This window comes from Rahnella sp. PCH160, assembly GCF_047784855.1.
GTDB lineage: Bacteria > Pseudomonadota > Gammaproteobacteria > Enterobacterales > Enterobacteriaceae > Rahnella.
In genome coordinates, this window is record NZ_JBLOGT010000001.1 from 765,869 (window position 1) to 790,490 (window position 24,622).

General features: G+C 51.8%; 26 protein-coding genes and 1 pseudogene. 16 read left to right on the forward strand and 11 right to left on the reverse strand.

The window, feature by feature from the left end:
- The first annotated feature begins 307 nt into the window (after positions 1-307).
- Positions 308-1,273, forward strand: a complete 966-nt coding sequence (locus ACM5QY_RS03550) for a LysR family transcriptional regulator (protein ID WP_416119227.1) — start codon at positions 308-310, stop codon at positions 1,271-1,273.
- Positions 1,274-1,355: 82 nt separating this feature from the next.
- Here ACM5QY_RS03550 and ACM5QY_RS03555 read toward each other — a convergent pair.
- Positions 1,356-2,557: pseudogene (locus ACM5QY_RS03555) on the reverse strand (BaiN/RdsA family NAD(P)/FAD-dependent oxidoreductase).
- Positions 2,558-2,877: 320 nt separating this feature from the next.
- On the opposite strand from ACM5QY_RS03555, the gene pitA reads away from it, so the two are divergent.
- The gene (pitA, locus tag ACM5QY_RS03560; protein ID WP_416119228.1) at positions 2,878-4,383 is read left to right on the forward strand and encodes an inorganic phosphate transporter PitA; all 1,506 of its coding nucleotides are present in this window, start codon (positions 2,878-2,880) and stop codon (positions 4,381-4,383) included.
- A 109-nt stretch (positions 4,384-4,492) separates the two neighbouring features.
- Here pitA and uspB read toward each other — a convergent pair whose 3' ends face one another.
- Positions 4,493-4,828, reverse strand: a complete 336-nt coding sequence (gene uspB / locus ACM5QY_RS03565; protein WP_104923718.1) for a universal stress protein UspB — start codon at positions 4,826-4,828, stop codon at positions 4,493-4,495.
- Between uspB and ACM5QY_RS03570 the strand changes: the two genes are divergently transcribed.
- Positions 4,827-4,970 carry a hypothetical protein gene (locus ACM5QY_RS03570; protein WP_416119229.1) on the forward strand — a complete coding sequence of 48 codons (144 nt, stop codon included), beginning with the start codon at positions 4,827-4,829 and terminating at the stop codon, positions 4,968-4,970. The two genes, uspB and ACM5QY_RS03570, sit on opposite strands and share 2 nt — an antisense overlap.
- Positions 4,971-5,164: 194 nt before the next feature.
- Positions 5,165-5,605 carry a universal stress protein UspA gene (uspA, locus tag ACM5QY_RS03575; RefSeq protein ID WP_014333460.1) on the forward strand — a complete coding sequence of 147 codons (441 nt, stop codon included), beginning with the start codon at positions 5,165-5,167 and terminating at the stop codon, positions 5,603-5,605.
- Between the two features lie 62 nt (positions 5,606-5,667).
- Here uspA and rsmJ read toward each other — a convergent pair whose 3' ends face one another.
- Both rsmJ and prlC read right to left on the reverse strand, forming a co-directional pair.
- Positions 5,668-6,414 (reverse strand): 16S rRNA (guanine(1516)-N(2))-methyltransferase RsmJ, encoded by a 747-nt coding sequence (gene rsmJ, locus ACM5QY_RS03580; protein WP_416119230.1) that lies wholly within the window; start codon positions 6,412-6,414, stop codon positions 5,668-5,670.
- Between the two features lie 9 nt (positions 6,415-6,423).
- The gene (gene prlC, locus ACM5QY_RS03585; protein ID WP_416119231.1) at positions 6,424-8,484 is read right to left on the reverse strand and encodes an oligopeptidase A; all 2,061 of its coding nucleotides are present in this window, start codon (positions 8,482-8,484) and stop codon (positions 6,424-6,426) included.
- Between the two features lie 322 nt (positions 8,485-8,806).
- On the opposite strand from prlC, the gene ACM5QY_RS03590 reads away from it, so the two are divergent.
- The 4 genes from ACM5QY_RS03590 to ACM5QY_RS03605 all read left to right on the forward strand — a co-directional run bounded on the left by ACM5QY_RS03590 (position 8,807) and on the right by ACM5QY_RS03605 (position 11,879).
- Positions 8,807-9,649, forward strand: coding sequence for a 23S rRNA (adenine(2030)-N(6))-methyltransferase RlmJ (locus ACM5QY_RS03590; protein WP_416119232.1), 843 nt, complete (start codon positions 8,807-8,809; stop codon positions 9,647-9,649).
- A gap of 176 nt (positions 9,650-9,825) precedes the next feature.
- Positions 9,826-11,178, forward strand: coding sequence for a glutathione-disulfide reductase (gene gorA / locus ACM5QY_RS03595; RefSeq protein WP_416119233.1), 1,353 nt, complete (start codon positions 9,826-9,828; stop codon positions 11,176-11,178).
- Positions 11,179-11,440: 262 nt separating this feature from the next.
- Positions 11,441-11,677 carry a hypothetical protein gene (locus ACM5QY_RS03600; protein ID WP_416119234.1) on the forward strand — a complete coding sequence of 79 codons (237 nt, stop codon included), beginning with the start codon at positions 11,441-11,443 and terminating at the stop codon, positions 11,675-11,677.
- Positions 11,678-11,747: 70 nt separating this feature from the next.
- Positions 11,748-11,879: a hypothetical protein gene (locus ACM5QY_RS03605; protein WP_255562170.1), complete on the forward strand. Its 132-nt coding sequence runs from the start codon at positions 11,748-11,750 to the stop codon at positions 11,877-11,879.
- Between the two features lie 114 nt (positions 11,880-11,993).
- Here the strand turns inward: ACM5QY_RS03605 and cho are convergent, their stop codons facing one another.
- A complete protein-coding gene (gene cho / locus ACM5QY_RS03610; RefSeq protein ID WP_416119235.1) occupies positions 11,994-12,845 on the reverse strand; it encodes an excinuclease Cho in 852 nt (283 codons plus the stop codon).
- A gap of 124 nt (positions 12,846-12,969) precedes the next feature.
- Positions 12,970-13,278: an antibiotic biosynthesis monooxygenase gene (locus ACM5QY_RS03615; RefSeq protein ID WP_416119236.1), complete on the reverse strand. Its 309-nt coding sequence runs from the start codon at positions 13,276-13,278 to the stop codon at positions 12,970-12,972.
- A gap of 139 nt (positions 13,279-13,417) precedes the next feature.
- Here ACM5QY_RS03615 and ACM5QY_RS03620 point away from each other — a divergent pair, with 139 nt between their 5' ends.
- Positions 13,418-14,326, forward strand: a complete 909-nt coding sequence (locus ACM5QY_RS03620) for a LysR family transcriptional regulator (RefSeq protein WP_416119237.1) — start codon at positions 13,418-13,420, stop codon at positions 14,324-14,326.
- 93 nt (positions 14,327-14,419) lie between these two features.
- On the opposite strand, the gene ACM5QY_RS03625 is transcribed toward ACM5QY_RS03620, so the two are convergent.
- The 4 genes from ACM5QY_RS03625 to ACM5QY_RS03640 form a co-directional block, all read right to left on the reverse strand.
- Positions 14,420-16,003, reverse strand: coding sequence for an MFS transporter (locus ACM5QY_RS03625; protein WP_416119238.1), 1,584 nt, complete (start codon positions 16,001-16,003; stop codon positions 14,420-14,422).
- On the reverse strand, positions 16,000-16,422 hold the full coding sequence (locus ACM5QY_RS03630) for a DoxX family protein (protein WP_416119239.1): 423 nt from the start codon (positions 16,420-16,422) through the stop codon (positions 16,000-16,002). The genes ACM5QY_RS03625 and ACM5QY_RS03630 overlap by 4 nt, the downstream gene beginning before the upstream one ends.
- Positions 16,423-16,594: 172 nt before the next feature.
- Positions 16,595-17,236 (reverse strand): hydrolase, encoded by a 642-nt coding sequence (locus ACM5QY_RS03635; RefSeq protein WP_101077598.1) that lies wholly within the window; start codon positions 17,234-17,236, stop codon positions 16,595-16,597.
- A 400-nt stretch (positions 17,237-17,636) separates the two neighbouring features.
- Positions 17,637-18,569, reverse strand: a complete 933-nt coding sequence (locus tag ACM5QY_RS03640; RefSeq protein ID WP_416119240.1) for a sugar-binding transcriptional regulator — start codon at positions 18,567-18,569, stop codon at positions 17,637-17,639.
- A 234-nt stretch (positions 18,570-18,803) separates the two neighbouring features.
- On the opposite strand from ACM5QY_RS03640, the gene ACM5QY_RS03645 reads away from it, so the two are divergent.
- The 6 genes from ACM5QY_RS03645 (at position 18,804) to ACM5QY_RS03670 (ending at position 23,107) form a co-directional block, all read left to right on the forward strand.
- The gene (locus ACM5QY_RS03645) at positions 18,804-19,739 is read left to right on the forward strand and encodes a tagatose-bisphosphate aldolase (RefSeq protein ID WP_416119241.1); all 936 of its coding nucleotides are present in this window, start codon (positions 18,804-18,806) and stop codon (positions 19,737-19,739) included.
- Positions 19,732-20,328, forward strand: a complete 597-nt coding sequence (locus tag ACM5QY_RS03650) for a P-loop nucleotide/nucleoside kinase family protein (RefSeq protein ID WP_416119242.1) — start codon at positions 19,732-19,734, stop codon at positions 20,326-20,328. The genes ACM5QY_RS03645 and ACM5QY_RS03650 overlap by 8 nt, the downstream gene beginning before the upstream one ends.
- 205 nt (positions 20,329-20,533) lie before the next feature.
- The gene (locus tag ACM5QY_RS03655) at positions 20,534-20,977 is read left to right on the forward strand and encodes a PTS sugar transporter subunit IIA (protein ID WP_416119243.1); all 444 of its coding nucleotides are present in this window, start codon (positions 20,534-20,536) and stop codon (positions 20,975-20,977) included.
- A 176-nt stretch (positions 20,978-21,153) separates the two neighbouring features.
- Positions 21,154-21,456 carry a PTS sugar transporter subunit IIB gene (locus ACM5QY_RS03660; protein ID WP_101077610.1) on the forward strand — a complete coding sequence of 101 codons (303 nt, stop codon included), beginning with the start codon at positions 21,154-21,156 and terminating at the stop codon, positions 21,454-21,456.
- A 58-nt stretch (positions 21,457-21,514) separates the two neighbouring features.
- Entirely contained in the window at positions 21,515-22,780 is a 1,266-nt protein-coding gene (locus ACM5QY_RS03665; RefSeq protein ID WP_416119244.1) for a PTS sugar transporter subunit IIC, read from the forward strand.
- Positions 22,781-22,801: 21 nt separating this feature from the next.
- Positions 22,802-23,107: a hypothetical protein gene (locus tag ACM5QY_RS03670; protein WP_416119245.1), complete on the forward strand. Its 306-nt coding sequence runs from the start codon at positions 22,802-22,804 to the stop codon at positions 23,105-23,107.
- Between the two features lie 39 nt (positions 23,108-23,146).
- Here ACM5QY_RS03670 and msrA read toward each other — a convergent pair whose 3' ends face one another.
- Positions 23,147-23,689, reverse strand: coding sequence for a peptide-methionine (S)-S-oxide reductase MsrA (gene msrA / locus ACM5QY_RS03675; RefSeq protein ID WP_416119246.1), 543 nt, complete (start codon positions 23,687-23,689; stop codon positions 23,147-23,149).
- Between the two features lie 220 nt (positions 23,690-23,909).
- Between msrA and ACM5QY_RS03680 the strand changes: the two genes are divergently transcribed.
- Complete coding sequence (locus ACM5QY_RS03680) at positions 23,910-24,545, forward strand: carbonic anhydrase (protein ID WP_416119247.1); 636 nt, start codon at positions 23,910-23,912, stop codon at positions 24,543-24,545.
- The last annotated feature ends 77 nt before the right edge of the window (positions 24,546-24,622 follow it).

A 24,622-nucleotide genomic window follows, 5' to 3' on the forward strand; every position in this document is an offset into this window, starting at 1 on the left:
TTCGAAGATTATAAAATTTGGTTTCACGAAAATTACGTCTGCGATATCGTCGAAGACATTGAAATAGAAGAATGGATCCAGGAGGATAAACCCTTAGAATACCCGTGTATTGTGTATAGTTTCCCAAGAGAAAAAAATGAAATCTTGGGGAAAACGGTTTTCATTACGCTGAAAGAGATAGAATCCTGGTGCAATTCTTTACACTACTTAGAATCATGACCTGTAATTTAATACGAAAAGCGCCTTAAAGTCATTAAATCACACGCTCACATACTTTGCTTAAGATTTCAACTTCAGAGTATTAAAAATGATCAGCGACAGCCTTATTCCAAATCTGGATAAAATAAGTTCATTTGATTTTAATTTACTTTTTATTTTCGAAACTATATTCACCTATAATAGCGTTTCGATTGCGGCAAAAAAATTAGGATCCAGCCCTTCCTCTGTGAGTCAATCTCTTAACAGACTGCGAATTTACTTTTCAGATCCCCTTTTCATTCGAAAAGGACAAGGTCTGATCCCGACGACCGTAGCAATTAACTTACATGAAAGAGTCAGAGTTGAATTAGGTGCACTGGTAAAAAGCCTGTTTACCGTCGCAGAGTCTGAAATGAATCATAACTTTATGATTTACTCTTCACCCTATACCGCGCAACGTATTTTGCCTAAGATAGGCTCCGTATTATTCGAAAAAAACTTACCCTACGAATTGACACACATTCCTGCAAATGCTGCATTGGATGCAGGCGAAGACATTCTTACCTACCGTAAAGCAGATCTCGTTTTTGACACTAAACCCTATTACAGCAATTCAACCGTCACAACATTATATATGGAAGAAAACATCATTGCTGTATGCCGTAAATCTCACCCCCGACTTGGTACATTCCTGAGTAAAGAAAACATGGTTCATGAAAAATTCATACGTTTCAACATAAATACACCCGGAGTGCAAAAAACGCAGGTCGATATTGAGGAGAGTTTGCCTGGCCGTATTTTTAATTTCACCAGCAGTTCTATAGATGTCAACGCAGCGGTTGCTGAAATTACAGACTCAGTAACTTTTATCAGCGAATGGTTTTTCAATAAATTTGGGGAGAGTTATAATTTAAAAAAGCTCGATACGGGTTTTGAACTAAAACCCATTAAATACTTTATGACCGATAATAAAAGCGCAACAAACAATGCACACTTTGCCAAGTTCATTGATGTTGTGAAAAAAACAATCAGGGATGATTTGGTCACTAATCATTTATCACTCCCTGTCAGTTAAGCTCTTACGTAAATTTTACGTCATTCAGTAAACGAAATCTTCTGCCGTGCAAGGTGTGAAATCCTGTTTCATGCCATTTTGCTCATGAGCATTTCTTCAGGATCAGATCCTGCGCGCACGCCCACGCCGAGCTCCACGCCCACTGGAAATTGTAGCCCCCAGCCAGCCGGTCACGTCCACAACTTCACCAATAAAATACAGGCCCGGCACTTTTGCCGCAGCCATGGTTTTGGAAGACAGTTCACGCGTGTCGACACCCCCCAGCGTCACCTCTGCCGTGCGGTAGCCTTCGGTGCCGTTCGGCTGCATCTGCCAGTTTTGCAATTGCTCAACCAGCTCGGCCTGTTGCGATACGTTCAGTTGTTTCAGCGTGACGTCCGGCAACTGGCCGAGCGTTTGCAGGCATTCCACCAGGCGCTTCGGTAACTGCATCGCCAGCGTATTTTTCAGGCTCTGGTTCGGGTGCTCCTGCCGCTGCGCATTGAGAAACGCCGCCAGATCGACATCAGGCAGTAAGTTAACGCTTACAAACTCACCAGGTTGCCAGTAGCTGGAAAGTTGCAGAACGGCCGGACCGGACATCCCGCGATGCGTAAACAGAATGCTTTCGCGGAATACGGTGCCATCCTGTGCGGTGAGCACAGCAGGCACGGAGACGCCTGAAAGCGTTTGCAAATGGTCGAGCAGTGGCTTGTGCAGCGTAAATGGCACCAGACCGGCGCGGGTCGGTAAAACTTTCAGGCCAAACTGTTCGGCCAGACGATAACCGAAAGGCGACGCCCCCAGCCCCGGCATGGAAAGTCCGCCGCTGGCAACCACAAGTGAGTGAGTACTTACAGTTGAGCCATTCACGTTGATAATAAAGCCATCTTCAGTTTTCTGAACCTCAGAAATCACGCTGCGCAGACGCACTTCGACATTCCCCCGCTCACATTCTTTATCCAGCAACCCCACAATTTGCGTCGCGGAATCATCGCACAAAAGCTGGCCGAGGGTTTTCTCGTGCCAGGCGATGTTGTAGCGGTTGACCAGATCGATGAAATCCCACTGGGTATAACGCGCCAGCGCGGATTTACAGAAATGCGGGTTTTCTGAAAGATAGGCAGCCGGTTCGGCATACAGATTGGTGAAATTGCAGCGACCGCCGCCTGACATCAGAATTTTTCGTCCGGTTTTTTTGCCATTATCCAGCAGCAGAACCCGGCAGCCACCCTGTCCGGCCTGCGCTGCACAGAACATGCCTGCCGCACCCGCACCAATGACTACCACATCAACCTGTTCCACTTTTGGCCTCTCTTTACGAAAAATTCAACGACGTTTTAGACAGGACTTGCGCTGTCCGAATGGGCTTTGGCCGCATTGCGACGCGGATTGTAAGGGACTGACGCCCCTTAAACCAGCCAGAGAGGGGGTTTTCTGAACGTCGTAAGTAAATGTTTCAGAGCCAAAAGAAGGAATAACGTTTTGATATTTAAAATATTAATTGAAACAAACTCAAATATTGAACTGTTTTTAGTCAAAAAAATGTCATATTTTCCTTTTCCCGTCCCCCTGTTCTCGCAGATAATGCGCGGCGTTCATGACCACTAACTGGCGTAACAATTATGCTGCATCTATTTGCCGGGTTGGATATTCATACCGGTTCGTTATTGATTCTCGCGTTACTGTTTGTTCTGTTCTATGAAGCCATTAACGGTTTCCATGATACGGCCAACGCAGTAGCAACCGTCATCTATACCCGGGCAATGCGTTCGCAATTAGCGGTCGTGATGGCAGGGGTATTTAACTTCTTTGGCGTCCTGCTCGGTGGTTTGAGCGTGGCCTATGCCATTGTCCACTTACTGCCAACCGATTTGTTGCTGAATGTAGGCTCCGCGCATGGCCTTGCCATGGTGTTCTCTATGTTACTGGCGGCGATCATCTGGAACCTCGGCACCTGGTATTTCGGTCTGCCGGCTTCCAGTTCTCATACCCTGATCGGCGCCATTATTGGCGTGGGTTTGACTAACGCGCTGTTGACCCACACATCGGTGGTTGATGCGTTAAACATCCCGAAAATGATCGGCATTTTCGCCTCACTGATTATCTCGCCGCTGGTGGGGATGATTATGGCGGGCACCATGATTTTCCTGCTGCGTCGCTATTGGAGCAGTAATAAAAAACATGCCCGTATCCACCTGACGCCTGCAGAACGTGAAAAGAAAGACGGCAAGAAGAAGCCGCCATTCTGGACCCGTATTGGCCTTATCCTGTCAGCGATCGGCGTGAGTTTCTCGCACGGTGCGAACGATGGTCAGAAAGGTATCGGCCTGATCATGTTGGTATTGATTGGTGTGGCTCCGGCGGGTTTCGTGGTGAACATGAGCGCGACCGGTTACGACATTGCGCGTACCCGTGACGCCGTGACGCACCTCGGTCAGTACTATTCGCAACATGTTGATGCGGTGCCGCACGTTGTGGCTCAGACGCCTCTGGTGCCTGCTCCTGACGTCAATATCGCCCTGACCGACGAGACAAAAGTGTTCCACTGTGACAGCAGCCATGCGCTTGATGCGATTGGCCGCGCGCAGACACTGCTGACCAATCTTCAGTCTTACAGCGACCTGGCACCGGACGAACGCAGCCATATGCGTCGCCTGCTGATGTGTGTTTCTGATACTGCCGATAAAGTCGCTAAGTTGCCGGAAACGTCAGCGGCGGATAAACGCTTCCTCGGCGAGCTGAAAACCGACATTCTGCAAACCGTCGAATATGCACCTATCTGGATCATCATCGCAGTGGCTCTGGCGCTGGCGCTGGGTACCATGATTGGCTGGAAGCGCGTGGCGACCACCATCGGTGAGAAGATTGGTAAGAAAGGCATGACCTACGCACAGGGCCTGTCTGCGCAGATGACGGCGGCGATTTCGATTGGCGTTGCCAGTTACACCGGTATGCCGGTTTCCACCACGCACGTATTATCCTCTGCGGTTGCAGGCACTATGATTGTAGATGGCGGCGGTGTACAGTCTAAAACTGTTAAAAACATCGCGATGGCGTGGATCTTAACCCTGCCGGTGTCGATTGTTCTTTCAGGCGGGCTGTACTGGATTGCGCTGAAGCTTATCTGATGAATGTCCGTGTTCAGGCACGGATGTAAAAAAGGCGGCCTTGTTCTTTGAACAGGTCGCCTTTTTTTATTCCCTTTTTCACACATTCCTCGCAACGATTTCAGACGTTTTAGTACCAGATCAGCATCGCGATCATGCTCGTCAATATCAATCCGACCAGTGCTGTCGTCAGGACAAACTGGCCGCGAACTCGCTCACATCGGCGAATAAACTCTGGGTCGTGATGTTCAACATAGCGCTGAGCATAAATATAGCGAACCAGTCTTATTTGCTTGCTCGGCTGACCGTGGGAAGTAAAGAATCCCCCGCCGTCCACATACTGGTAAAGCAACGGATCACATCCCCGAAGCACCACCAGCAACCCGCGCAAAGACGAGTAATAACGCAGCATATTCACCACACACACAAAACATAAAGCCCAAAACAGCGCAACGGGACTGATCATGATTCCCCCTCAAGGCGAACTGACACCGCGCAATGCCGCCCAAAATCTGCTGCACACCCGACGTTTCGCCCTGCCTTTCCGCGATTTCACACCCCAGGCTAAATTCGCCCGCCCTCTTTTCTTATCACAGGAAAATGCTTAAGCAGGAGAAGCCTGCATTATTGAGTGTAGGAAACGAATCTGTAACTGTTCATATTATTTGTATCTATAGATTGTCAGATTCGGAAATGGGATCCGTATGCTTGATTTCTTTAACCATTTTGGGGCTATACTGAACTCATGGAATTCGCATGATGCTGATATTGCTATTAACCGACTTATGGAAGGAGTTTTCTTATGGCTTACAAACACATCCTTATCGCTGTAGACCTGTCGCCGGAAAGTAAGGTACTGGTCGAGAAAGCCGTTTCCATGGCGCGTCCTTACAACGCCAAGGTATCCCTGATTCACGTCGACGTGAACTATTCAGACCTGTACACCGGCCTGATTGACGTAAACCTGGGCGATATGCAGAAACGCATTTCCGAAGAAACGCACCACGCGCTGAATGAGCTTTCGCAAAATGCGGGTTACCCGATTTCAGAAACCCTGAGCGGCAGCGGTGATTTAGCACAAGTGCTGGTCGATGCCATCAACAAGTACGGCGTAGATCTCGTGTTGTGCGGCCATCACCAGGATTTCTGGAGCAAGCTGATGTCCTCCGCGCGCCAGTTGATCAACACCGTCCATATCGACATGCTGATCGTGCCATTGCGTGACGAGGAAGAAGAAGCGTAAGACCCAACGTCTGAGCTTTGATGAGAAAGAGGTGTCATTGGCACCTCTTTTTTTATGGGGATTTACAGCGGCGTATAAATATCAAACCGGTGGCTTTTGGTCACCACGGCGGCCTGCGCGGCGATGTCAGCCATCGGCGGCGCGTAATCCGGGCGTTTCACGACAATGCGCTTGGTCGCTAACCGGCGCGCCGGTTCCAGCAGGCCGTCAGCATCTTCGTCCGGGCCAACCAGCCCCTGAAATACGCGCATCTCTTTCTTCACCAGCGCACTTTTCTGTTTGTGCGGATACATCGGATCGAGATACACCACTTCCGGTTTTGGCGAAAGCTCAGAGAGCGCCGTCAGGCTCGAGGCGTGCAGCAGCGTCATGCGCTCGCGCAGCCACGGGCCGATTTCTGCATCACGATAGCCACGCGCCAGCCCGTCATCAAGCAAAGCCGCCACGACAGGATTACGCTCCAGCATTCGCACTTTGCAGCCCAGAGACGCCAGCACAAACGCATCACGGCCCAGACCGGCCGTTGCATCGACCACATCCGGCATATATTTGCCTTTGATGCCGACCGCTTTCGCCACCGCTTCACCGCGTCCGCCGCCAAATTTGCGGCGATGCGCCATCGTGCCACCGACGAAATCGACAAAAATCGCGCCGAGTTTTGGCTCGTCGCGTTTGCGTAATTCCAGACGCTCAGGCGTCAGCACCAGCGCCATCACGGCATCCGGGTCAGACGTCAGATTCCAGCGCTGCGCCAGAACAGATAAGGCGCCTTCATCGGCGCCTTCTTCACAAAGTAAACACACACTCACAGGCAGAAATTATCCTTTGATACCGTAATGGCGCAGCATAGCATCCAGCTGCGGCTCACGCCCGCGGAAGCGTTTGAACAACTCCATCGGCTCTTCGGAACCGCCACGTGACAGAATATTGTCGAGGAACGACTGCCCGGTTTCGCGGTTGAAAATCCCCTCTTCTTCGAAGCGGGAATAGGCATCGGCAGACAACACTTCCGCCCACAGATAGCTGTAATAACCGGCCGCATAACCGCCTGCGAAAATATGGCTGAACGCGTGCGGGAAGCGACCCCAGCCTGGTGACGGCACAACCGCAACCTGCTTCTTGATTTCCGCCAGCGTTTGCAGAATTTGAGCGCCTTTCGCCGGGTCATATTCCGCGTGCATACGGAAATCGAACAGGCCGAACTCGAGCTGACGCAGAATAAACAGCGCCGCCTGATAGTTTTTCGCGGCCAGCATTTTATCCAGCATCTCTTTCGGCAGCGGTTCGCCGGTTTCAAAATGCCCGGAGATGAACGCCAGCGCGTCCGGCTCCCAGCACCAGTTTTCCATAAACTGGCTTGGCAGCTCGACGGCATCCCACGGCACACCGGCAATACCGGCGACGCCAGGGGTGTCGATGCGGGTCAGCATATGATGCAAACCGTGGCCGAATTCGTGGAACAGCGTGGTGACTTCGTTGTGCGTGAACAGCGCCGGTTTATTGCCGACCGGGCCGTTAAAGTTACAGGTCAGGTACGCGACCGGTTTTTGCAGTTCGCCGTCGGCTTTACGCATGCTGCCGACGTAATCGTTCATCCATGCCCCGCCGCGCTTGTTTTCGCGGGCGTACAGGTCGAGATAGAAACTGCCGCGCAGATCGCCGGATTCATCGAACAAATCGAAGAAACGCACGTCTTTGTGCCAGGTTTCCACGTCTTTACGTTCTTTGGCGGTGATGCCGTAAATGCGTTTCACCACTTCGAACAGCCCTTCCAGCGCGCGCTGTTCAGGGAAATACGGACGCAGTTGCTCGTCGTTGATGGAGAACAGATGCTGTTTCTGTTTTTCGCCGTAGAACGGCAAATCCCAGGCTTCCATTTCGTCCACGCCAAAATGTTCTTTCGCAAAGGCGCGGAGCTGCGCCAGTTCGCGTTCGCCTTGCGGGCGGGCACGCGTCGCCAGACCGCTCAGGAAATCAATCACCTGTTGCGGGCTTTCGGCCATTTTGGTGGCCAGCGACATATCAGCGTAGGAATCAAAGCCCAGCAGTTGCGCCAGTTCGTGACGCAGCGAGAGAATTTCCGCCATCACGTCGCTGTTATCCCACTTACCGGCATTCGGGCCCTGATCGGACGCGCGGGTGCCGAACGCGCGATACATTTCTTCGCGCAGCGCACGGTTTTCACCGTAGGTAATCACCGGCAGATAGCTCGGGATATCCAGCGTCAGCAGCCAGCCTTCCTGTTCTTTCGATTCTGCCAGCGCTTTCGCCGCCGCCAGTGCGCTTTCCGGCAGGCCTTTCAGTTCGGCCTCGTCGGTAATCAGCTTGCTCCAGCCCATTGTGGCATCGAGCACGTTGTTGCTGTACGTCGAACCCAGCTCAGACAGACGTGCGGAAATTTCGCCGTAACGTTTTTGTTCTTCGACCGGCAAACCAATGCCGGATAACTCGAAATCACGCAGCGCGTTATCAATCGCTTTTTTCTGCGCAACGGACAGCGTGGTGAAATGCTCGCTGTCTTTTAAATCGCGGTAAGCCTGATACAAACCAGCGTGCTGCCCGGTCCAGGTGCTGAATTCGGATAAAATTGGCAGGCATTGCTCATACGCTTCACGCAGTTCCGGGCTGTTTTTCACGGCATTCAGATGCCCGACCGGCGACCAGATACGGCTCAGACGATCGTCGCTTTCCGCCAGCGGCTGGCACAGATTTTCCCAGGTATAAGGCGCGCCCTGAGCGACCACGCGTTCAATCGTCTGGCGGCTTTCTTCGATCGCAGATTGCATCGCAGGGACGATATGTTCAGGTTGGATCGCAGAGAAAGGCGGCAGGGAGAACGGTTTTAAGAGCGGATTCGACGCGTTTTGCTGTTCAGTCATAGGGCCAGTCCTTCGTTATAGCGTTTGGGGCTGATGCGCCTGTGGCGCACCACGCCGTGAATTCGGGTCGTCTTAAAGATGACGTAAATTCTAACATGCGGTCAAGTTGCGGGGAAATCAATGGGCCGCCGGGCACGGGAGTACAAACCTTGCGAATGTCTGACAAGGCTTTTGCCTTTTTCACGCTCAGACGGTTTATACTAAGCCGCAATAAAGGCGTGCCGTTTTCATCGGCCGCCTGCTTCATACGCCCAGCACAGTATAAAATTTCGGTAACCCACTGATTTTACTGTCTACATTCATTATTCGGAAACGTAAATCCATGTTGAGTTACCGCCACAGTTTTCACGCTGGCAACCATGCCGACGTCCTGAAACACACCGTTCAGAGCCTGATCATTGAATCTCTGAAAGAAAAAGAAAAGCCCTTCCTTTATCTCGACACCCACGCGGGTGCCGGGCGCTATCAGCTGAGCGGCGAACACGCCGAACGTACCGGCGAATATCTGGAAGGCATCGGGCGAATCTGGCAACGCGATGATATCCCTGAAGAAATGTCGGCTTATATGTCCGTCGTGAATCACTTCAACCGCAACGAAAACCTGCGTTATTATCCGGGTTCCCCGCTGATTGCCCGTCAGTTGTTGCGCGAAGACGACAGACTGCACCTGACCGAACTGCACCCGAGCGACTTCCCGCTGCTGCGCAGTGAATTCCAGAAAGATGACCGTACCCGCCTTGCGCGCGCCGACGGTTATCAGCAGTTGAAAGCTCAGTTACCGCCGCTGTCACGCCGTGGCTTCATCCTGATGGATCCACCGTACGAAATGAAAACCGATTATCAGGACGTGGTAAAAGGTATTCAGGAAGGCTACAAACGTTTTGCCACCGGCACCTATGCGCTGTGGTATCCGGTCGTGATGCGCCAGCAAATCAAAAAAATGCTGCGTGATCTCGAAGCCACCGGCATCCGCCGTATTCTGCAAATCGAACTGGGCGTGCGCCCGGACAGCGATCAGCGCGGCATGACGGCTTCCGGCATGATTGTGATTAACCCGCCGTGGAAGCTCGAACAGCAGATGAACAACGTGCTGCCGTGGCTGCTGAAAGTGCTGGTTCCTTCCGGTACCGGCCACACCACCGTGAACTGGGTTGTGCCCGAGTAAGTAAAGTTTTTCCCCTCGCTGAGACCTTTTTCTAAGGTCTCAGCTATCAAACCTATTACAATCATTGATGCAATCTTTGCGACAAAATCATTTCGCACGTTAAACTCTTAGGCAATTTTTAAGATTAGCGACGCCGGTAAGGCGTACTTCATTTTCGACAACTCATGGAAAATCCGATGACCAAACATTATGACTATCTGGCAATTGGCGGCGGCAGCGGGGGTATTGCATCAATCAACCGTGCAGCTATGTATGGGAAAAAATGTGCGCTGATCGAAGCTAAAGAGCTGGGCGGTACGTGCGTCAACGTGGGTTGTGTCCCGAAAAAAGTGATGTGGCACGCCGCGCAAATCGCAGAAGCGATCCGCAATTACGGCCCGGATTACGGTTTTGATACCACCGTGAACAGTTTCAACTGGAAAACGCTGGTCGCCAACCGTACCGCCTACATCGACCGTATCCACACCTCGTACGACAACGTGCTGGGCAAAAATAACGTTGATGTGATCAAAGGTTTTGCGCGCTTTGTTGACGATCACACCGTTGAAGTGAACGGTGAGACGATCACCGCGGATCACATCCTGATCGCCACCGGCGGTCGCCCGAGCCATCCAAATATTCCGGGTGCAGAATACGGCATCGATTCCGACGGTTTCTTTGACCTGACCGAAATGCCAAAACGCGTTGCGGTTGTCGGCGCAGGTTACATCGCCGTGGAAATCGCCGGTGTGATGAACGGGCTGGGCGCAGAAACTCACCTGTTTGTGCGTAAACACGCGCCGCTGCGCACGTTTGATCCGCTGATGGTTGATACGCTGGTTGAAGTCATGGAAGCCGAAGGCCCGGCGCTGCACAAAGAATCCATTCCGAAAGAAGTGGTGAAAAATGCCGACGGCAGCCTGACGCTGAAACTGGAAAACGGTCAGGAATTTGAAGTCGACAGCCTGGTTTGGGCAATTGGCCGCGAACCGGAAACCGACAACTTCAACCTGAAAGCGACCGGCGTGAAAACCAACGGAAAAGGTTACATCGTCGTCGATAAATTCCAGAACACCAGCGTTCCGGGCATTTATGCGGTGGGCGATAACACCGGCGCTGTTGAACTGACGCCAGTGGCCGTTGCAGCGGGTCGTCGTCTTTCCGAACGCCTGTTCAACAACAAGTCGGACGAACATCTGGATTACAGCAACATCGCGACTGTCGTGTTCAGCCATCCGCCAATCGGCACGGTCGGCCTGACCGAACCGCAGGCTATCGAACAGTACGGCGCAGAAAATGTGAAAGTGTATAAATCCGCGTTCACCGCGATGTACACCGCCGTCACGCAGCACCGTCAGCCGTGCCGCATGAAACTGGTGTGCGTCGGTAAAGAAGAGAAAATCGTCGGCATCCACGGTATCGGTTACGGCATGGACGAAATGTTGCAGGGCTTTGCGGTCGCACTGAAAATGGGCGCCACCAAAAAAGACTTCGACAACACCGTCGCCATCCACCCGACCGGCGCGGAAGAGTTTGTAACTATGCGTTAAGCATTTAACTTAACAGCACCGATGAAAAGGCCGGAGATTCTAAAATCTCCGGCCTTTTTTAATTCTCATTATTTCATCAATTTTTTCTGTTATTAAAATTACATCAATATTATATTACTTTATTATCAATAAGTTGAACCCTCATTTCTTTATAACAGATAAAAATTTGAATTTATTAGCAATATTACTAATTAAAACATTACTCCATATCCCAATATTATTAAAACACAACAATCCTGTTGTGCTTAAAAGGGATTTAAAAATGTCTAAATCAGATAGCGACTTCATTAATGTCAACCAACCCTATGAATTAAAAGACTGGCTTACGCGCAATGAATTTGCAGCCAGCGATGACAATGTAGAAAAATTAAAAGACATTATTCTCAAGAAATTGAAAGACAATGACTCAGCGAAAAACGTCAGATGGTCTGAGCTCGATGCAGCACTGAAAGATCATCCATCATTGTTTGATGGTTTGGATCCGATAAAACATCAGTAATAACAACAAGTTTAATTTCAAATAGCCGAGTCCGACTACGGCTAGAATCCTATATTCTCTGGAGATTATTATGAGCATTAAACCTGGCCCAAAACCCATCGCTGATACAACAGGCGAAGAAGATAAAAGACGAAGAGTCACACCGGAAAATAAACCGCAGCACCCTGATTTGAAAGAGCATAAGCACAAGAAAGGTGAATGAAAGCCCGCTTCATAATTTGATATTATGAGTGAGGCGACGCATTTTTTCACCTGACGGTGTTTGTAATAAAATTAAGGCTTCAGACTTTCATCTCCGAAGCCTTTTCTATTGCCCTCAGTCCAGCAAAATCACCTTCGGGCTGTCGGTTTCAAACAGCGGTTTGCAGAGGATTTTATAACTGTCGCGGTCAAAGTGCGGAACAGCGATATCGAACTTTTTGGCGTCTTCCAGTGTTTTCACTGTGCCGAGATAGAACCAGTGATTGATGACGTGATATTCCGTTACGCCGTCGGCTTCTTCCACGATGGCGATGCGCCCCGGATAGGGCCAGTTGCGGACTTTCAGGGTGCTGAGCGCATTTTTAAGGCGTTCCTGATGCGCTTCCGGCGACTCTTTTCCACAGCACACACCGGCACATTTCCTCAGAGAGAACCGGAAACACGCGCGGTTTTTTGCCAGCTTTTCCAGCCCCAGTGCGCCATAACACAGCTTTTCCTGATCGGCGATATCGCGGATTTTTTCCAGCGCGGACATTTTGGTTTTGAACAGGCCAAACAGATCATCGGTGTGGGAAAAATCCACTTCATTGCTGAAAACAACCGTGGAGGTCAGCCCCTGAAGGCGGATAGAACACAGCTTACGCGTGGTGCGCAGACGCTTATTAAACAACGGACGCCGGTTTTTGATCAGGTCAGATTCCAGCAATAACGCGCCGACTTCGCCGATGGTTTCGATGAATTCGATATCCCGCGTCATGTACAGAAGTTTGGCTTCATCGGCGTTGCGAAAATGCGACATCACGCGACTGCGGATATTCACACTTTTGCCGATATACAGCGGAAAGGTTTTATCGTCGCCATAGAAAATATAAACCCCGGAGCGGGACGGTAAGTTTTCGAGCGTATGACGAAGATGTTCAGGGTATTTATAAAGCTCGGTAAAAAGCTCTTTTTCCGGATTCCACAAAATCGCTGACCTGTTGTTATCGGAGAAAACGTCGTTTAAAAAAACAACGGCCGATAATACTGGCTATCCGTACAGCCTTCAACCAATGCGGCTAAAATAAAGTGTAAATTCTGACCGGCGAAAACTACGCATGCGTGCGCATTTCAATATATTCCTGACCATTCAGTAAGTTGGCTAATGCGGCCTCGCGGATTTCGCGCTGGTCTGACTGGATCCAGCCATACAGATTATCGATGTTATCGAAACGCACCAGCACGGTGTAAATCGTTTCGCCATGAACAGGGCGTAAAACGTTAACACTTTCGTAACCAACAAACCGTGCCGAATCCGCCTTCAGCTCTTCCAGCCAGCCTTCGTATTCCGCCAGCTTATCGCGCCGCACGCCGTGCGTAATCACCAGGGTGATGTGTTCGGGTTGATGTGGGTAAGTCACAGGATGTTCCTTCTGGTTAACCGCTGTTCTGGTTAACTGATTGTTGCGTTATATTGATGAACAATACGAAACGCGAACAGTTATTGATAACGGAAATTTTTTGGGAAGTTGTTAAACAATTTTTGGGGTGGGGAAAATAATGCGACTAAGCCTTGAAGCGCTGCTGATCCTGGATGCGCTGGATCGTCACGGCACTTTTGCTGCGGCAGCGGCCAGACTGTTTAAAACCGCGTCTGCGCTGAGTTACACCGTGCAGAAAATGGAAAGTGACCTGAGTATCAAACTGCTGGACCGTTCCGGACACCGCGCGACATTCACGCCAACCGGCCGTCTGATGCTGGAAAAAGGCCGCGTTTTACTGCGCGCAGTCAGTGAGCTGGAACAACAGGCGCAATATGTCGAAAGCGGCTGGGAAAGCAAACTGACAATCAGCGTCGATGCTTCCGTTCCTTTCGCCCTGCTCACCCCGCTTATCGACCGCTTTTACGCACAACATCAGCACACACAACTTCTGTTCCGCCAGGATGTACTCGCCGGTTGCTGGGAAGCACTGAGCTACGGCGAAGCCGACATTGTTTTCGGCGCGGTGCAGGAACCGGTCACGCGCAGCGGCATTGAATATCGTCCTATCGGCTGGCTGGAATATGTGTTTGCCGTCGCGCCGCATCACCCGCTGGCGGCGCTGCCGGAGCCGTTATTGCGTGAACAAATCCGTCAGTACCGCGCGGTGGTGGTTCACGATACGTCGCGTCATGGCGCGGGGACGGATTTACGCGTGCTGGACGAGCAGAAAATGCTGAGCGTTCACGACTTCAACGCCAAAGTTCACGCGCAGGTCGCCGGTCTGGGCTGCGGTTATCTGCCGCGTTATCTGGCCGCGCCGCATCTCGAAAGCGGTGCGCTGGTTGAACGCCGTCTGGATACCGAAACCCGCCGCGATCAGGCCTTTATGGCCTGGGACGAAAAAGCCACCGGCAACGCCGCCATGTGGTGGCGCGAACATTTGCAAAATTTCGACGGCATCGGTTCCGTTTACAGCCGGGAATAATCATTGCCCGTTTAAGCTGAAAGGCCGCACTGCGCGGCCTTTCTTATATCCATCCCTTTTTCTGACAGCAAGATTTCATCTCACGGAAAGACGTCATCTCACAGACAAATAATGCTGAACCACCGGCTTATTTTCGCCACGATGGTAACGCGTGACCTCACTTTGCAAATCGGCGTCGGCATGCGAAACACGCTGATGCTGGCGTAAATGCTCATGCCAGGATTCCACCAGGAACCATTCGACCAGCCGTGAAGGATCGTCGCTGTGCTCGGTAATTCCCCAGGCGTATGCGCCATCCCGGCGACGTGCCAGAGACAACTTGCGGATTTCCGCCAGAAACGCCGGGCGATCTTCCTGTGAAATCTGGTATTCAATCTGAATCATCACCGGACCGCGATCCCCGTGAACATCGCCTTCTACCACCGGATTTTCCCAGTGACCGGCGGGCTGCAAATCGGCTTCACCGGCCGGTAATTTCAGACGCCAGCACAGCAACGCGGCGATTGTCAGCCCGATGCCCGCCAACATTAACGCGCCAACCAGGCCGGTTTCCCGCGCCACCAAGCCCCAGAACAGGCTGCCCGCCGCCATCGCGCCGTTGAAAACCATCAGGTAAACCGCCAGCCCGCGGCCGCGCACCCAGTCGGGTAACACCGCCTGCGCCACGCCGTTCATCGAGGTCAGCGCGATAATCCAGCCCACGCCCAGCACCACCATCAGCACAACCGCCAGCCATTTCGCCGGAGACGTCGCCAGCATCAGCATCACGGCGGCGGACAACAGCGCGGAAAGCAGAACCAGCCCGTCAACACTGAGCTTCTGTCGCAAACGCGGCAACAGCAGCGCACCGAAAATCGCCCCGACGCCCACGGCACCGAGCAGGATGCCGTAGAATCCGGCCGTTCCGTGCAACATGTTGCGGGCAATCAGCGGCAACATCGCCCAAATCGCACTGGCAAACGCAAAGTAAATCGCGGCACGCAGAAGCACGCGGTGCAGTTCACGGCTGGCTTTCACATAACGCAGCCCCGCACGGAACGCGCCAAGAAAATGTTCTGACAGTTCATTTTTCGCTTTAACCGGACGCTTCCACCACAGCAGTGCGCCAATCACGAAAACGTAGCTCATGACATCCGCGCCATAAGCCGCACCCGCACCGAGGCTGGCTAACAGCAAACCGCCACCCGCCGGACCGACGGCGCGGGCGATATTAATGCCCAGAGAATTCAGCGCCACGGCGTTACGCAAATCCGTGCGCGGCACCAGTTCCGGCACAATCGCCTGCCACGCCGGGCCCATCAGCGCAGCCCCGATACCGCCGATAAACGTCAGCGCCACCAGGTATTCGACGGTCAGTAAATTATTGTGCGACAAAATCAGCAAAGTCCCGCTGACGCTCGCCAGCAGTAACTGCACAAAAATCAGCAGACGGCGGCGGTCGAGAATGTCGGATAAAACACCGGCCGGAATGGCCAGCAGAAAAATGGGCAACGTGGCAGCAGTTTGCATCAGCGCGACGGCCGCCGGGTTTGACGACAGCCCGGTGACGAGCCAGGAGCTGGCGACATCGCGCATAAAGCTGCCGGTGTTGCCGAGAATGGTCGCCACCCAAATCGTGGCGAACAGCCCCTGTTTCAGCGGTGAAAATGCGCCGGATGCGGCGTTATTCTGGCTCATGCGCGCCCCTTCAGGTCATCCCACGCGACATAAATAAATGCGCCGGCCAGACCGATATGTTCAAAGAAACCGTTCATCAGCATCGCCCGGTCATGCCCTGACGCCTGCCAGAAGGCGTTTGCCATAAAGTTGGCGACAAAAGTAAACAGGGCCAGCGCCAGCGCGCCCGCCCAGCGAAAACGTCCGGAAAGGATCAGCGCCGATGCGCCCAGTTCCAGAATAATCACGGCGGCGGCCATGGGTGCCGCCGGGGATAAACCAAAGTGCTGCATCTCGGCAATCGCACCGCCGAAATCAAACAACTTAACCAGACCGCCCTGCAAATACGCGGCACAAAGAGCCAGCAGGGCGAACCCGCGGATAAACGCAAAACGAACAACGGGAACCGACAGGCCGGAAACAGGTGCATTACGCATCATTCTCTCCTGCCGGAACCCGCTCACAGCGCAGTTCCGGCGTTATTAATAAATTAAATACCTAAATCATTCAGGTTGCAGGAAGGCGGCAAGCGAGGGAATCCCGATGAGCTTACTCAAGTAAGTGATCCGGGTGACTGAACGCAGCCAACGCTCCTGTAGCCTGAAGGTATTTTTAAGCTTTACGCTGCGGCGCTTTATGCACCATGGTGTAGGCGTAATCCACGCCCATGCCGTATGCGCCGCTGTGTTCGCGAACCAGATCCATCACGGCGTCGTACGTTTCTTTGCGTGACCAGTCGCGCTGGTACTCGAGCAGAACCTGTTGCCAGGTCACCGGAATTGCACCGGCCTGCACCATGCGGTCGATGGAACGTTCATGCGCATCCACGCTGGTGCCGCCGGAGGTGTCGGTCACTACATACACTTCGTAGCCTTCTTTCAGCGCCATCAGGGCCGGGAAAGTCAGACACACTTCGGTCCACAATGCGGAGATAATCAGTTTTTTACGGCCTGTCGCTTCAACGGCTTTCACAAACGCCGCATCTTCCCAGGAGTTCATGGAGGTGCGTTCAATCGGCTTCACATCCGGGTGAACCGCCAGCAGTTCCGGCCAGATATAGCCGCTGAAGCTTTCGGTTTCGACGGAGGTGTAAATCACCGGCACGTTAAAAACTTTGCCTGCTTTAGCGAGAGCGACGGTGTTATTTTTAAGCTGCTGGCGATCGATGTTTGCGACGCCGAAAGACATTTGTGGCTGATGGTCGATGAAAATCAGGGTGGAGTTCTGTGGGTCCAGCAGATCGAATTTAGACATTTTCATTTCCTCTCAGAGTGCATTATCAGGTTGTGTGTTTGTATTTCACGTTGTGTTGTTGTGCTGCTGGAATTAACGATAGGTCAGAAGGGGAAAAGCAGATAGCGGAAAGAATTTGCGAACTTGTTCAGATTTTTTTGACAGGCTAATGCCTCTATAAACAGCCTTAAGTGTTATTAATAATCATATAGATAGGAACAACAAAATCTTTTAACGAGTTATTAAAAATAACCCATTATGACTATTCCCAGGACACGTCTACTGTTTATTGCAGCACAGCACACTTTCACTTAAAACCCTGCAAAAACACTCGCTGAGGAAAGACAAAAGCTAAAAAGGCATTCCCCGCCAAGGGAATGCCTTTTTGTTTGGCCCATGTGCCAGGGGGAAATGCCGGGCTTTATGCCACCGGCAGTTTATCCAGGATCGCCTGTGCGGTATTCACGTCGGTGACCAGCGAATTAATCATGCCCGAACGCACCGCGCCAATAATCCCGGCGGCTTTTTCCGGCGTCGCGGCCACGCCAATGGTCAGCGGCGTTTTACGAAGCTGTTCAACCGACGCTGCAATCATTCGCTCCTCGCCCTCCCAGTGCAATAACTCGCCGGATTCCGTGAAGTAATGACGCAGCACATCACCCGCCGCGTCGCTGAGCGCCTGTTCGCCCGGCGTGGCCGTGGTCGATTCACTCGGTTTAGGCGTATGCGTCAGACCGATGCCGACAATCGCGGCGTCCAGTTTGTCCCACAGGGAGATAATTTCCTGCACGCTGCCGTCAGCGAGAAATGCGTCGCGCAATTCTGCCGAAGAAAGATAAGGCGCATGCAGAAAATACGGCGTGCCTTCCATCTGTTCTGCCGCCCGACGGACGAACTCGGTAATTTGAAAATGCGGCGCAGACTGCTGCATTCCGCCATTCAGCGCCACGGTCATAATGCCCGGCAGGCGCGGCATTCCGGCCAGCGTCACCTCGCGCACCGCCCTTCCCCAGCCAATGCCCAGCACCGAACCGGCACCTAAACCCGCCTCCTGCAACAACGCAGCCAGCGGGGCGGCCAGCGCACCTTGTTCATTACCCGGCGGTGCATCGACCACATAGGCTTTTTTCAGCCCGAGGCGGTTTATCAGGTCAGATGTCATGTCTTCCGGTGAAGATAATCCCACCACTTCGATGCGCACAATGCCCGCCGCGCGGGCCTTATTCAGCAGCCGTGAGATTGTCGCCGTTGAAACATCCAGCTTGCGCGCAATCTCCACCTGAGACATATCAGACTCGTAATGCAGCTTTGCCACTAAATGCATCATGGCACGCGTTGCTGCAATATCTTGCAAAATTGGCTCTTTCAGCTTGAAATTCCTTTCAGTAATGAATTACACTCAAATCGTTGATTGAGGGATTATTGCGCAACACCTGTGAAAATGCAATGTGCAGGATCGGGCTACAACCCTTGTAAAACGGCGTGTTACGCGATTTTACCGCCCCTTTTAGTCAGGGAGCAAAGACAGAACGTCCAGTGTAATCGAGATTTTTTCATCTGTAATAAATTTCACGCAAAGGAGAGTTCCATGTCAAAAATGTCTACTTCAGAATTACGCAGCTATCAGCAGATTTGCGGTAAAAACGGCGCAATGCTGGTGATTGCCTGTGATCAACGCGGTGCCATGCGCAGCCTGCTTGCCAGCGACCCTCAGCAACAATCTGCCATTTCCGAACACCAACTTGGCCTGATCAAAGCCGATATCACTCAATACCTCGCCAGTAAAGCCTCCTGCGTTCTGGTAGATCCGGTCTGTGCGGTGCCGCAGTTGGTGGATAACGGCATTATTGCCCGTGATACCGCGCTGCTGATCGGCCTGGATGCGTCAGGCTGGGATATTTCGCCGGAAGGCTACCGTCTGTCGCGGTTAGTGGCGAATGTGGATGCGCGCCGCGTACGTGAACTGGGCGCGACCGGCGGCAAAATTATGGTGTATCTGCGTTCGGATCAGGAAGCCGCAAACCGCCATAACATTGAAATTCTGCGCCAGTGCATCGGGGATTTCGCCCGCGAAGACCTGCTGCTGGTGGTGGAGTTCCTCACCTATAAACTCGACAACGAAACCGAGGAAGAATATAAAGAAAAAGTCCCGTCGCTGATTTATGGTGGCACGAAGATTTGTCTGGAATGTGGCGCGAAGGTGTTGAAACTGCCCTATCCTGGTTCAAAACAGGCCTGCGCAGACATCACTAAACTGGCCGGAGACGTGCCGTGGGCTGTGCTTTCAGCGGGTGTTGACCACACGACGTTCCTCAAACAAGTGGCGGATGCCATGAGCGAAGGCGCTTCAGGCGTGATTGCCGGACGTTCGTTGTGGAAAGACTGCATTTCGCTGGATCGCAGCGCGACAAAATCCCGGCTCGAATCACTGGCAGTTCCGCGTCTGAACGAACTTCAGGCCGTCATTCAGCAATATTTCCATGCTCCGGCTCACAACCAAACTGAACAGGTGGAACATGTCTGAAAACAGAAGCGCCTCACGAAATGGCTTTACCGGCAAACGCGTCGTCCTGGTGAACGGGATCCCGGCGTCAGGTAAAAGCCGGCTCGCCGTTGAGCTTTCTGAATACAGCGGCTGGCTGCAACTGTCGCTGGATGGCATCAAAAACCCGTTTCTGCAGCGGCTGCAAAATGTCGATCGCCCTTTTAACCGCGTGCTCGGGCTGGCCAGCTATCAGGTTATCTGGGATATCATCGGCGGCGCACCGCAGGGCAGCACTTTTATTGCTGATGCGTGGTTTGGATTCCAGCCAAAAGAGGTGTTGCAGGATTATTTGCAACGGGCGGGCGTGACGCAGGTTCTGGAAATCTGGTGTCAGATTGATGCAGAACTCGCAGCGGAGCGTTTTGCTTCACGACTCGGCGAACGTCTACCGGGGCACGTCGGGGCAGAATATATTCCCGAATTAAAAATTCTCGCCGGAAATGCGCGACCAATGGCGTTGGGGCCAGTTTATTCTGTTGACCAGAATGTTACTGCACAAAATAAGCCTGTAAATATTGTTGATATACATGAATGGATATTAAATTCATTTCAGACTCAAACCCAATAAACATCCACCATAGGAAATATTCTTTTACTGAAAAGTCAGCACATTCTGATATCTGGACAATGTTAAACCCCTACTATCATTAATTCCTTCATGTCTTTTGAAATTATTATCTTTCATTAATGGCAAATAGGATTGGATAGATCACAGTTTTTATTTTAATTAAATATCATACTGAGAAAAGACCCTATTAATGTGAAGAGGCATTATGTTAAGCGACTGGATTAATGAAAATAACACCACCATTATCACCAAAATAAAAGACTGGCAAAGTGCCGTCGCATTAGCTGTGCAACCTTTAATTGATTCCGGGGCTGCCGAAAGTCGCTATCTTCAGGCGATATATGACATGCATCGGGAAATCGGCCCTTATTATGTTTTGGGTGAAGGGATTGCCATGCCACATGCCCGGCCAGAAGAAGGGGCTGTCAGAACCGCACTCTCTCTGGTGATTGTTTCAGAAGGTGTTGAATTCGGCAGCGAAGATAACGATCCGGTCTATGTCATCTTCGCGCTGGCGGCGGTTGACAGCCATTCACACATTGAAATGATCGCCAGCCTTTCTCACTTGTTCTGCAATGATGAGGCAGCGAAAAAATTAAAACAGAGTAAAAACAAGGAGGAAGCATTAGATATTATCAGACAGTTTTAGACGTGAAGTGTAGAGAGACGAACATAACCCTATTAACTCTAGCACCCAAAATAATTCGAGTTGCAGGAAGGCGGCACATGAAAGAATCCCGATAAGCTGACATTAAGTCAGTGATTCGGGTGAGAGAATGCAGCCAACGCATCTGCAGCTTGAAGTATGAAGGGTAAGGAATACTTATGAAAAAGTTATCTATTCTTGCGGTATGCGGTGCAGGTCTGGGCAGCAGTTTTGCCTGTGAAATGAGCATTGAAGCCGCATTGAAGGATTTAGGCGTGGAGGCAGATTTATCACATTGCGATATTTCCAGCGCCACATCATCCAGAGCCGATATTATTATGACCGGCGAAAACTTCAGATCACAATTCCAGCATTACACCATCAGCGCCAATATTATTTATCTGAAACGCTTAGTGGATAAAAAAGAAATAAAAGATAAGCTGACACCCGTTCTTCAGGAAATGGGTCACCTGGCTGTCTGATAATAAAAATACTGTCATCCAATAGAACAACTCTACATCTCTACTACAGGGGACGCTCATGTCTTTCCTTCACTTTATTGTCAATGATGTTTTAGGCCAGGCATCAATATTAATCTCGCTGATCGCCATGATTGGCCTGATTGCATTAAAGAAAAGTCCGGGGCAGATTATTACCGGTACATTAAAAACGCTGCTCGGATTTCTGGTTTTACTTTCCGGTGCCAGTATTATTGTGAATGCGCTGAACTTCCTGGGTGAAATATTCCAGAAAGGTTTCCATATGCGCGGCGTGGTCACCGACGTCGGCTCCATTGCCGGTATCGCGCAACAAACGCTCGGGCGGGAAACCGCGTTAATTATGGTGCTGGCGTTTATCGTCAATATCCTGATTGCCCGCCTGACGCGCTTTAAATACATTTTCCTCACCGGCCAGGCGTCGTTATGGATGGCGACCGTCTGTTCCGTCATCGGCTATATGGGCGGGCTGCGCGGTGCGGAGCTGATCATTACCGGCGGCGTGATTGCCGGTGTGATGGCGGTCGGGATGCCGGTCCTGGCACAACCGATTGTGCGCAAAATTACCGGTTCCGATGATTTTGCACTCGGCCATTTCTGCACCATCGGCTACATCGTGCAGGCGGGCGTGGCGAAAATCACCGGTAACGTCAACAAAAGTACCGAAGATCTCGAGTTGCCACAGGCTCTCTCTTTCCTTCAAGACACCTATCTTTCGATGATGGTGGTGATGATCCCGATTTACCTGATCCCCGCCGTTGCCGCCGGCCCCGAAGTCGTCGCGCCTTTCGCCAACAGCGTTAACTATCTGGTCTACTCGTTCCTGCAATCCATTCAGTTTGTGGTCGGCGTTTACGTGCTGCTCTCCGGTGTGCGCCTGCTACTGGCAGAAATCGTGCCGGCTTTCCGTGGGATCGCCCTGCGCATCGTGCCAAACGCTATTCCGGCGCTCGATTGCCCGGTGCTTTTCCCTTACGCGCCGAACGCCGTCATCATCGGATTTATCTCGACCACCATCGGTTCTGTCATCGGCATGTTCCTGTTCCCGAGCCTCGGGCTGGCGATGATTCTGCCGGGTATGCTGACCAACTTCTTCGCGGGCGGCACGGCGGGTATCTTCGGTAACGCCGTCGGCGGGCGTCGCGGGGCGATTATCGGCGGTATCTTCCACGGCCTGTTTATCACGCTGTTACCGGCGCTGTTGCTGCCACTGCTCGGCAAATTTGGCTTCTCGAACGTGACATTCAGTGACTCGGATGTCATCGGCGTCGGGCTGGTGTTCGGCCATATTCTCAACTTCTTCCATTAATTAAGCCGGAGGGCATTCATTATGGATACGCGTATTGAGCAAATTTTATCCCAACACCTGCCGCCTCAGGAGTCGGCCAAAGCACTCAACGAGCTGGGAAAACAGTATCAGGAGCAGCAGGATCTGGAGGCCGCCATTGCCTGCTGGGAGCAAAGTATGGCGTGCTACGGAAAGCCCGGTTTCGCACAGGCGCAGCTGATGAAGGCTTACAACGCGCGGCGTCGTCAGTGCTCAGAAGCCGGTGACGGCCAGGGGCTCGAGGCGTATTCGCAGAAAATAGATACGCTGATGCAGAAAAGTAAGGATGCCATCCGCTACGGATTTTGAGCCAAAAAAAGCCAGAACAAACGTTCTGGCTTCTGCCGTTTACGGATTCAGCGATTTCGTCCGTTGTGCAAAACCCTTACGCAGCTTTTGCAGTTTCGGCGGAATAACAGCCATGCAGTAGCGGTTCTGCTGCCCAGCGCCCTCCCAGTAATTCTGGTGATAACCTTCCGCAACATACACCTCGCCCAGGGGTTCAATACTGGTGACAACCGGATCGCTGTGATCCTGTTGCGCGCGCAAAATAGCCGCCTCAGCTTCAGCTTTTTGCTGCTCATTGGCCGGGAAAATCACTGAACGGTATTGCGTGCCGACGTCATTTCCCTGGCGGTTAAGCTGGGTCGGATCATGCGTGACGAAGTGGATATCCAGTAAATCGCCGTAACTGAGTTTCGCCGGGTCAAAGCCGACACGAATGGCTTCTGCGTGACCGGTCGCTCCGCTGCAAACCTGCTCATAGGTCGGGTTCGGCCGCGCGCCGCCGGTGTAAACACTTTCCACCGACTCCACGCCGATGACGTCTTTGAACACTGCTTCCGTACACCAGAAACAGCCGCCACCGAAGATAGCGTATTCGATTGTCATACAGACTCCTTGATTTAGGGAACAGAGAAATAATGGGGGCGGATCGCGCAGAGATAAAGGGAAGATAATAAAAAATGCCGGATGAAATCCTTTAGCGCTGAATTTTATAATATTTTAGGAAAACTGATTTACCCTATAAATAGTAGTGATTTTCCGTCTGATTGATCTGCCTTTTTTTTCGTGGCAGTATCGATGGGATCGAAATACAGGAAATCCCCCTATGAAAGACGTAATTGAAGGCTTCCTCAGATTCCAGAAAGAGGCGTTCCCACAACGCTCTAAATTATTCAAAGAACTCGCATTAAACCAAAATCCAAAGACCCTGTTTATATCCTGCTCTGACAGCCGGTTAGTGCCGGAATTAGTCACGCAGCGTGAGCCGGGCGAACTGTTTGTTATCCGCAACGCCGGTAACATCGTGCCGCCATTCGGGCCGGAACCGGGCGGCGTTTCTGCCACCGTCGAGTACGCCGTGAAGGCGCTGGGCGTGAAAGATATCGTCATCTGCGGGCATTCCAACTGTGGCGCGATGAGCGCAATCGCCAACTGTACCTGTCTGGATCACATGCCAGCGGTGGCTCACTGGCTGCGTTATTCCGATGCGGCGAAAGCCATCAACGAAGCCACAGAACACGACACGCCGGAAGCGCGCGTCAACGGGATGGTGCATCAGAACGTGGTTGCACAACTGAGCAATCTGCGCACACATCCTTGTGTGGCGGTGGCGTTAGCGAAAGGCGACGTTACCCTGCACGGCTGGGTTTATGATATTGAATCAGGCTGCATTGAAGCCTTTGATGCGAAGAGCGCCAGCTTTATTTCGCTGTCAGATAATCCTGAAGTCAGAGCCAGTTAATTAATTTTTCGCATGCCGTAAAATTAATTACCCTCCGGGATATTGTGGTTAATATTCCGGAGGGTAAATCAGAGAAT

Excerpts from the sequence above, each read along its gene's own strand:
- ACM5QY_RS03650 (WP_416119242.1), top strand. The coding sequence starts at position 19,732 with ATGTCTGAAAACAGAAGCGCCTCACGAAATGGCTTTACCGGCAAACGC.
- prlC (WP_416119231.1), bottom strand. The coding sequence starts at position 8,484 with ATGACTGAACAGCAAAACGCGTCGAATCCGCTCTTAAAACCGTTCTCC.
- ACM5QY_RS03620 (WP_416119237.1), top strand. The coding sequence starts at position 13,418 with ATGCGACTAAGCCTTGAAGCGCTGCTGATCCTGGATGCGCTGGATCGT.
- ACM5QY_RS03645 (WP_416119241.1), top strand. The coding sequence starts at position 18,804 with ATGTCAAAAATGTCTACTTCAGAATTACGCAGCTATCAGCAGATTTGC.
- ACM5QY_RS03655 (WP_416119243.1), top strand. The coding sequence starts at position 20,534 with ATGTTAAGCGACTGGATTAATGAAAATAACACCACCATTATCACCAAA.
- ACM5QY_RS03600 (WP_416119234.1), top strand. The coding sequence starts at position 11,441 with ATGTCTAAATCAGATAGCGACTTCATTAATGTCAACCAACCCTATGAA.
- ACM5QY_RS03670 (WP_416119245.1), top strand. The coding sequence starts at position 22,802 with ATGGATACGCGTATTGAGCAAATTTTATCCCAACACCTGCCGCCTCAG.
- ACM5QY_RS03550 (WP_416119227.1), top strand. The coding sequence starts at position 308 with ATGATCAGCGACAGCCTTATTCCAAATCTGGATAAAATAAGTTCATTT.
- ACM5QY_RS03680 (WP_416119247.1), top strand. The coding sequence starts at position 23,910 with ATGAAAGACGTAATTGAAGGCTTCCTCAGATTCCAGAAAGAGGCGTTC.
- uspA (WP_014333460.1), top strand. The coding sequence starts at position 5,165 with ATGGCTTACAAACACATCCTTATCGCTGTAGACCTGTCGCCGGAAAGT.
- ACM5QY_RS03625 (WP_416119238.1), bottom strand. The coding sequence starts at position 16,003 with ATGAGCCAGAATAACGCCGCATCCGGCGCATTTTCACCGCTGAAACAG.
- ACM5QY_RS03605 (WP_255562170.1), top strand. The coding sequence starts at position 11,748 with ATGAGCATTAAACCTGGCCCAAAACCCATCGCTGATACAACAGGCGAA.
- ACM5QY_RS03665 (WP_416119244.1), top strand. The coding sequence starts at position 21,515 with ATGTCTTTCCTTCACTTTATTGTCAATGATGTTTTAGGCCAGGCATCA.
- ACM5QY_RS03630 (WP_416119239.1), bottom strand. The coding sequence starts at position 16,422 with ATGATGCGTAATGCACCTGTTTCCGGCCTGTCGGTTCCCGTTGTTCGT.
- ACM5QY_RS03660 (WP_101077610.1), top strand. The coding sequence starts at position 21,154 with ATGAAAAAGTTATCTATTCTTGCGGTATGCGGTGCAGGTCTGGGCAGC.
- uspB (WP_104923718.1), bottom strand. The coding sequence starts at position 4,828 with ATGATCAGTCCCGTTGCGCTGTTTTGGGCTTTATGTTTTGTGTGTGTG.
- msrA (WP_416119246.1), bottom strand. The coding sequence starts at position 23,689 with ATGACAATCGAATACGCTATCTTCGGTGGCGGCTGTTTCTGGTGTACG.
- gorA (WP_416119233.1), top strand. The coding sequence starts at position 9,826 with ATGACCAAACATTATGACTATCTGGCAATTGGCGGCGGCAGCGGGGGT.
- pitA (WP_416119228.1), top strand. The coding sequence starts at position 2,878 with ATGCTGCATCTATTTGCCGGGTTGGATATTCATACCGGTTCGTTATTG.
- ACM5QY_RS03635 (WP_101077598.1), bottom strand. The coding sequence starts at position 17,236 with ATGTCTAAATTCGATCTGCTGGACCCACAGAACTCCACCCTGATTTTC.
- ACM5QY_RS03570 (WP_416119229.1), top strand. The coding sequence starts at position 4,827 with ATGATTCCCCCTCAAGGCGAACTGACACCGCGCAATGCCGCCCAAAAT.
- ACM5QY_RS03590 (WP_416119232.1), top strand. The coding sequence starts at position 8,807 with ATGTTGAGTTACCGCCACAGTTTTCACGCTGGCAACCATGCCGACGTC.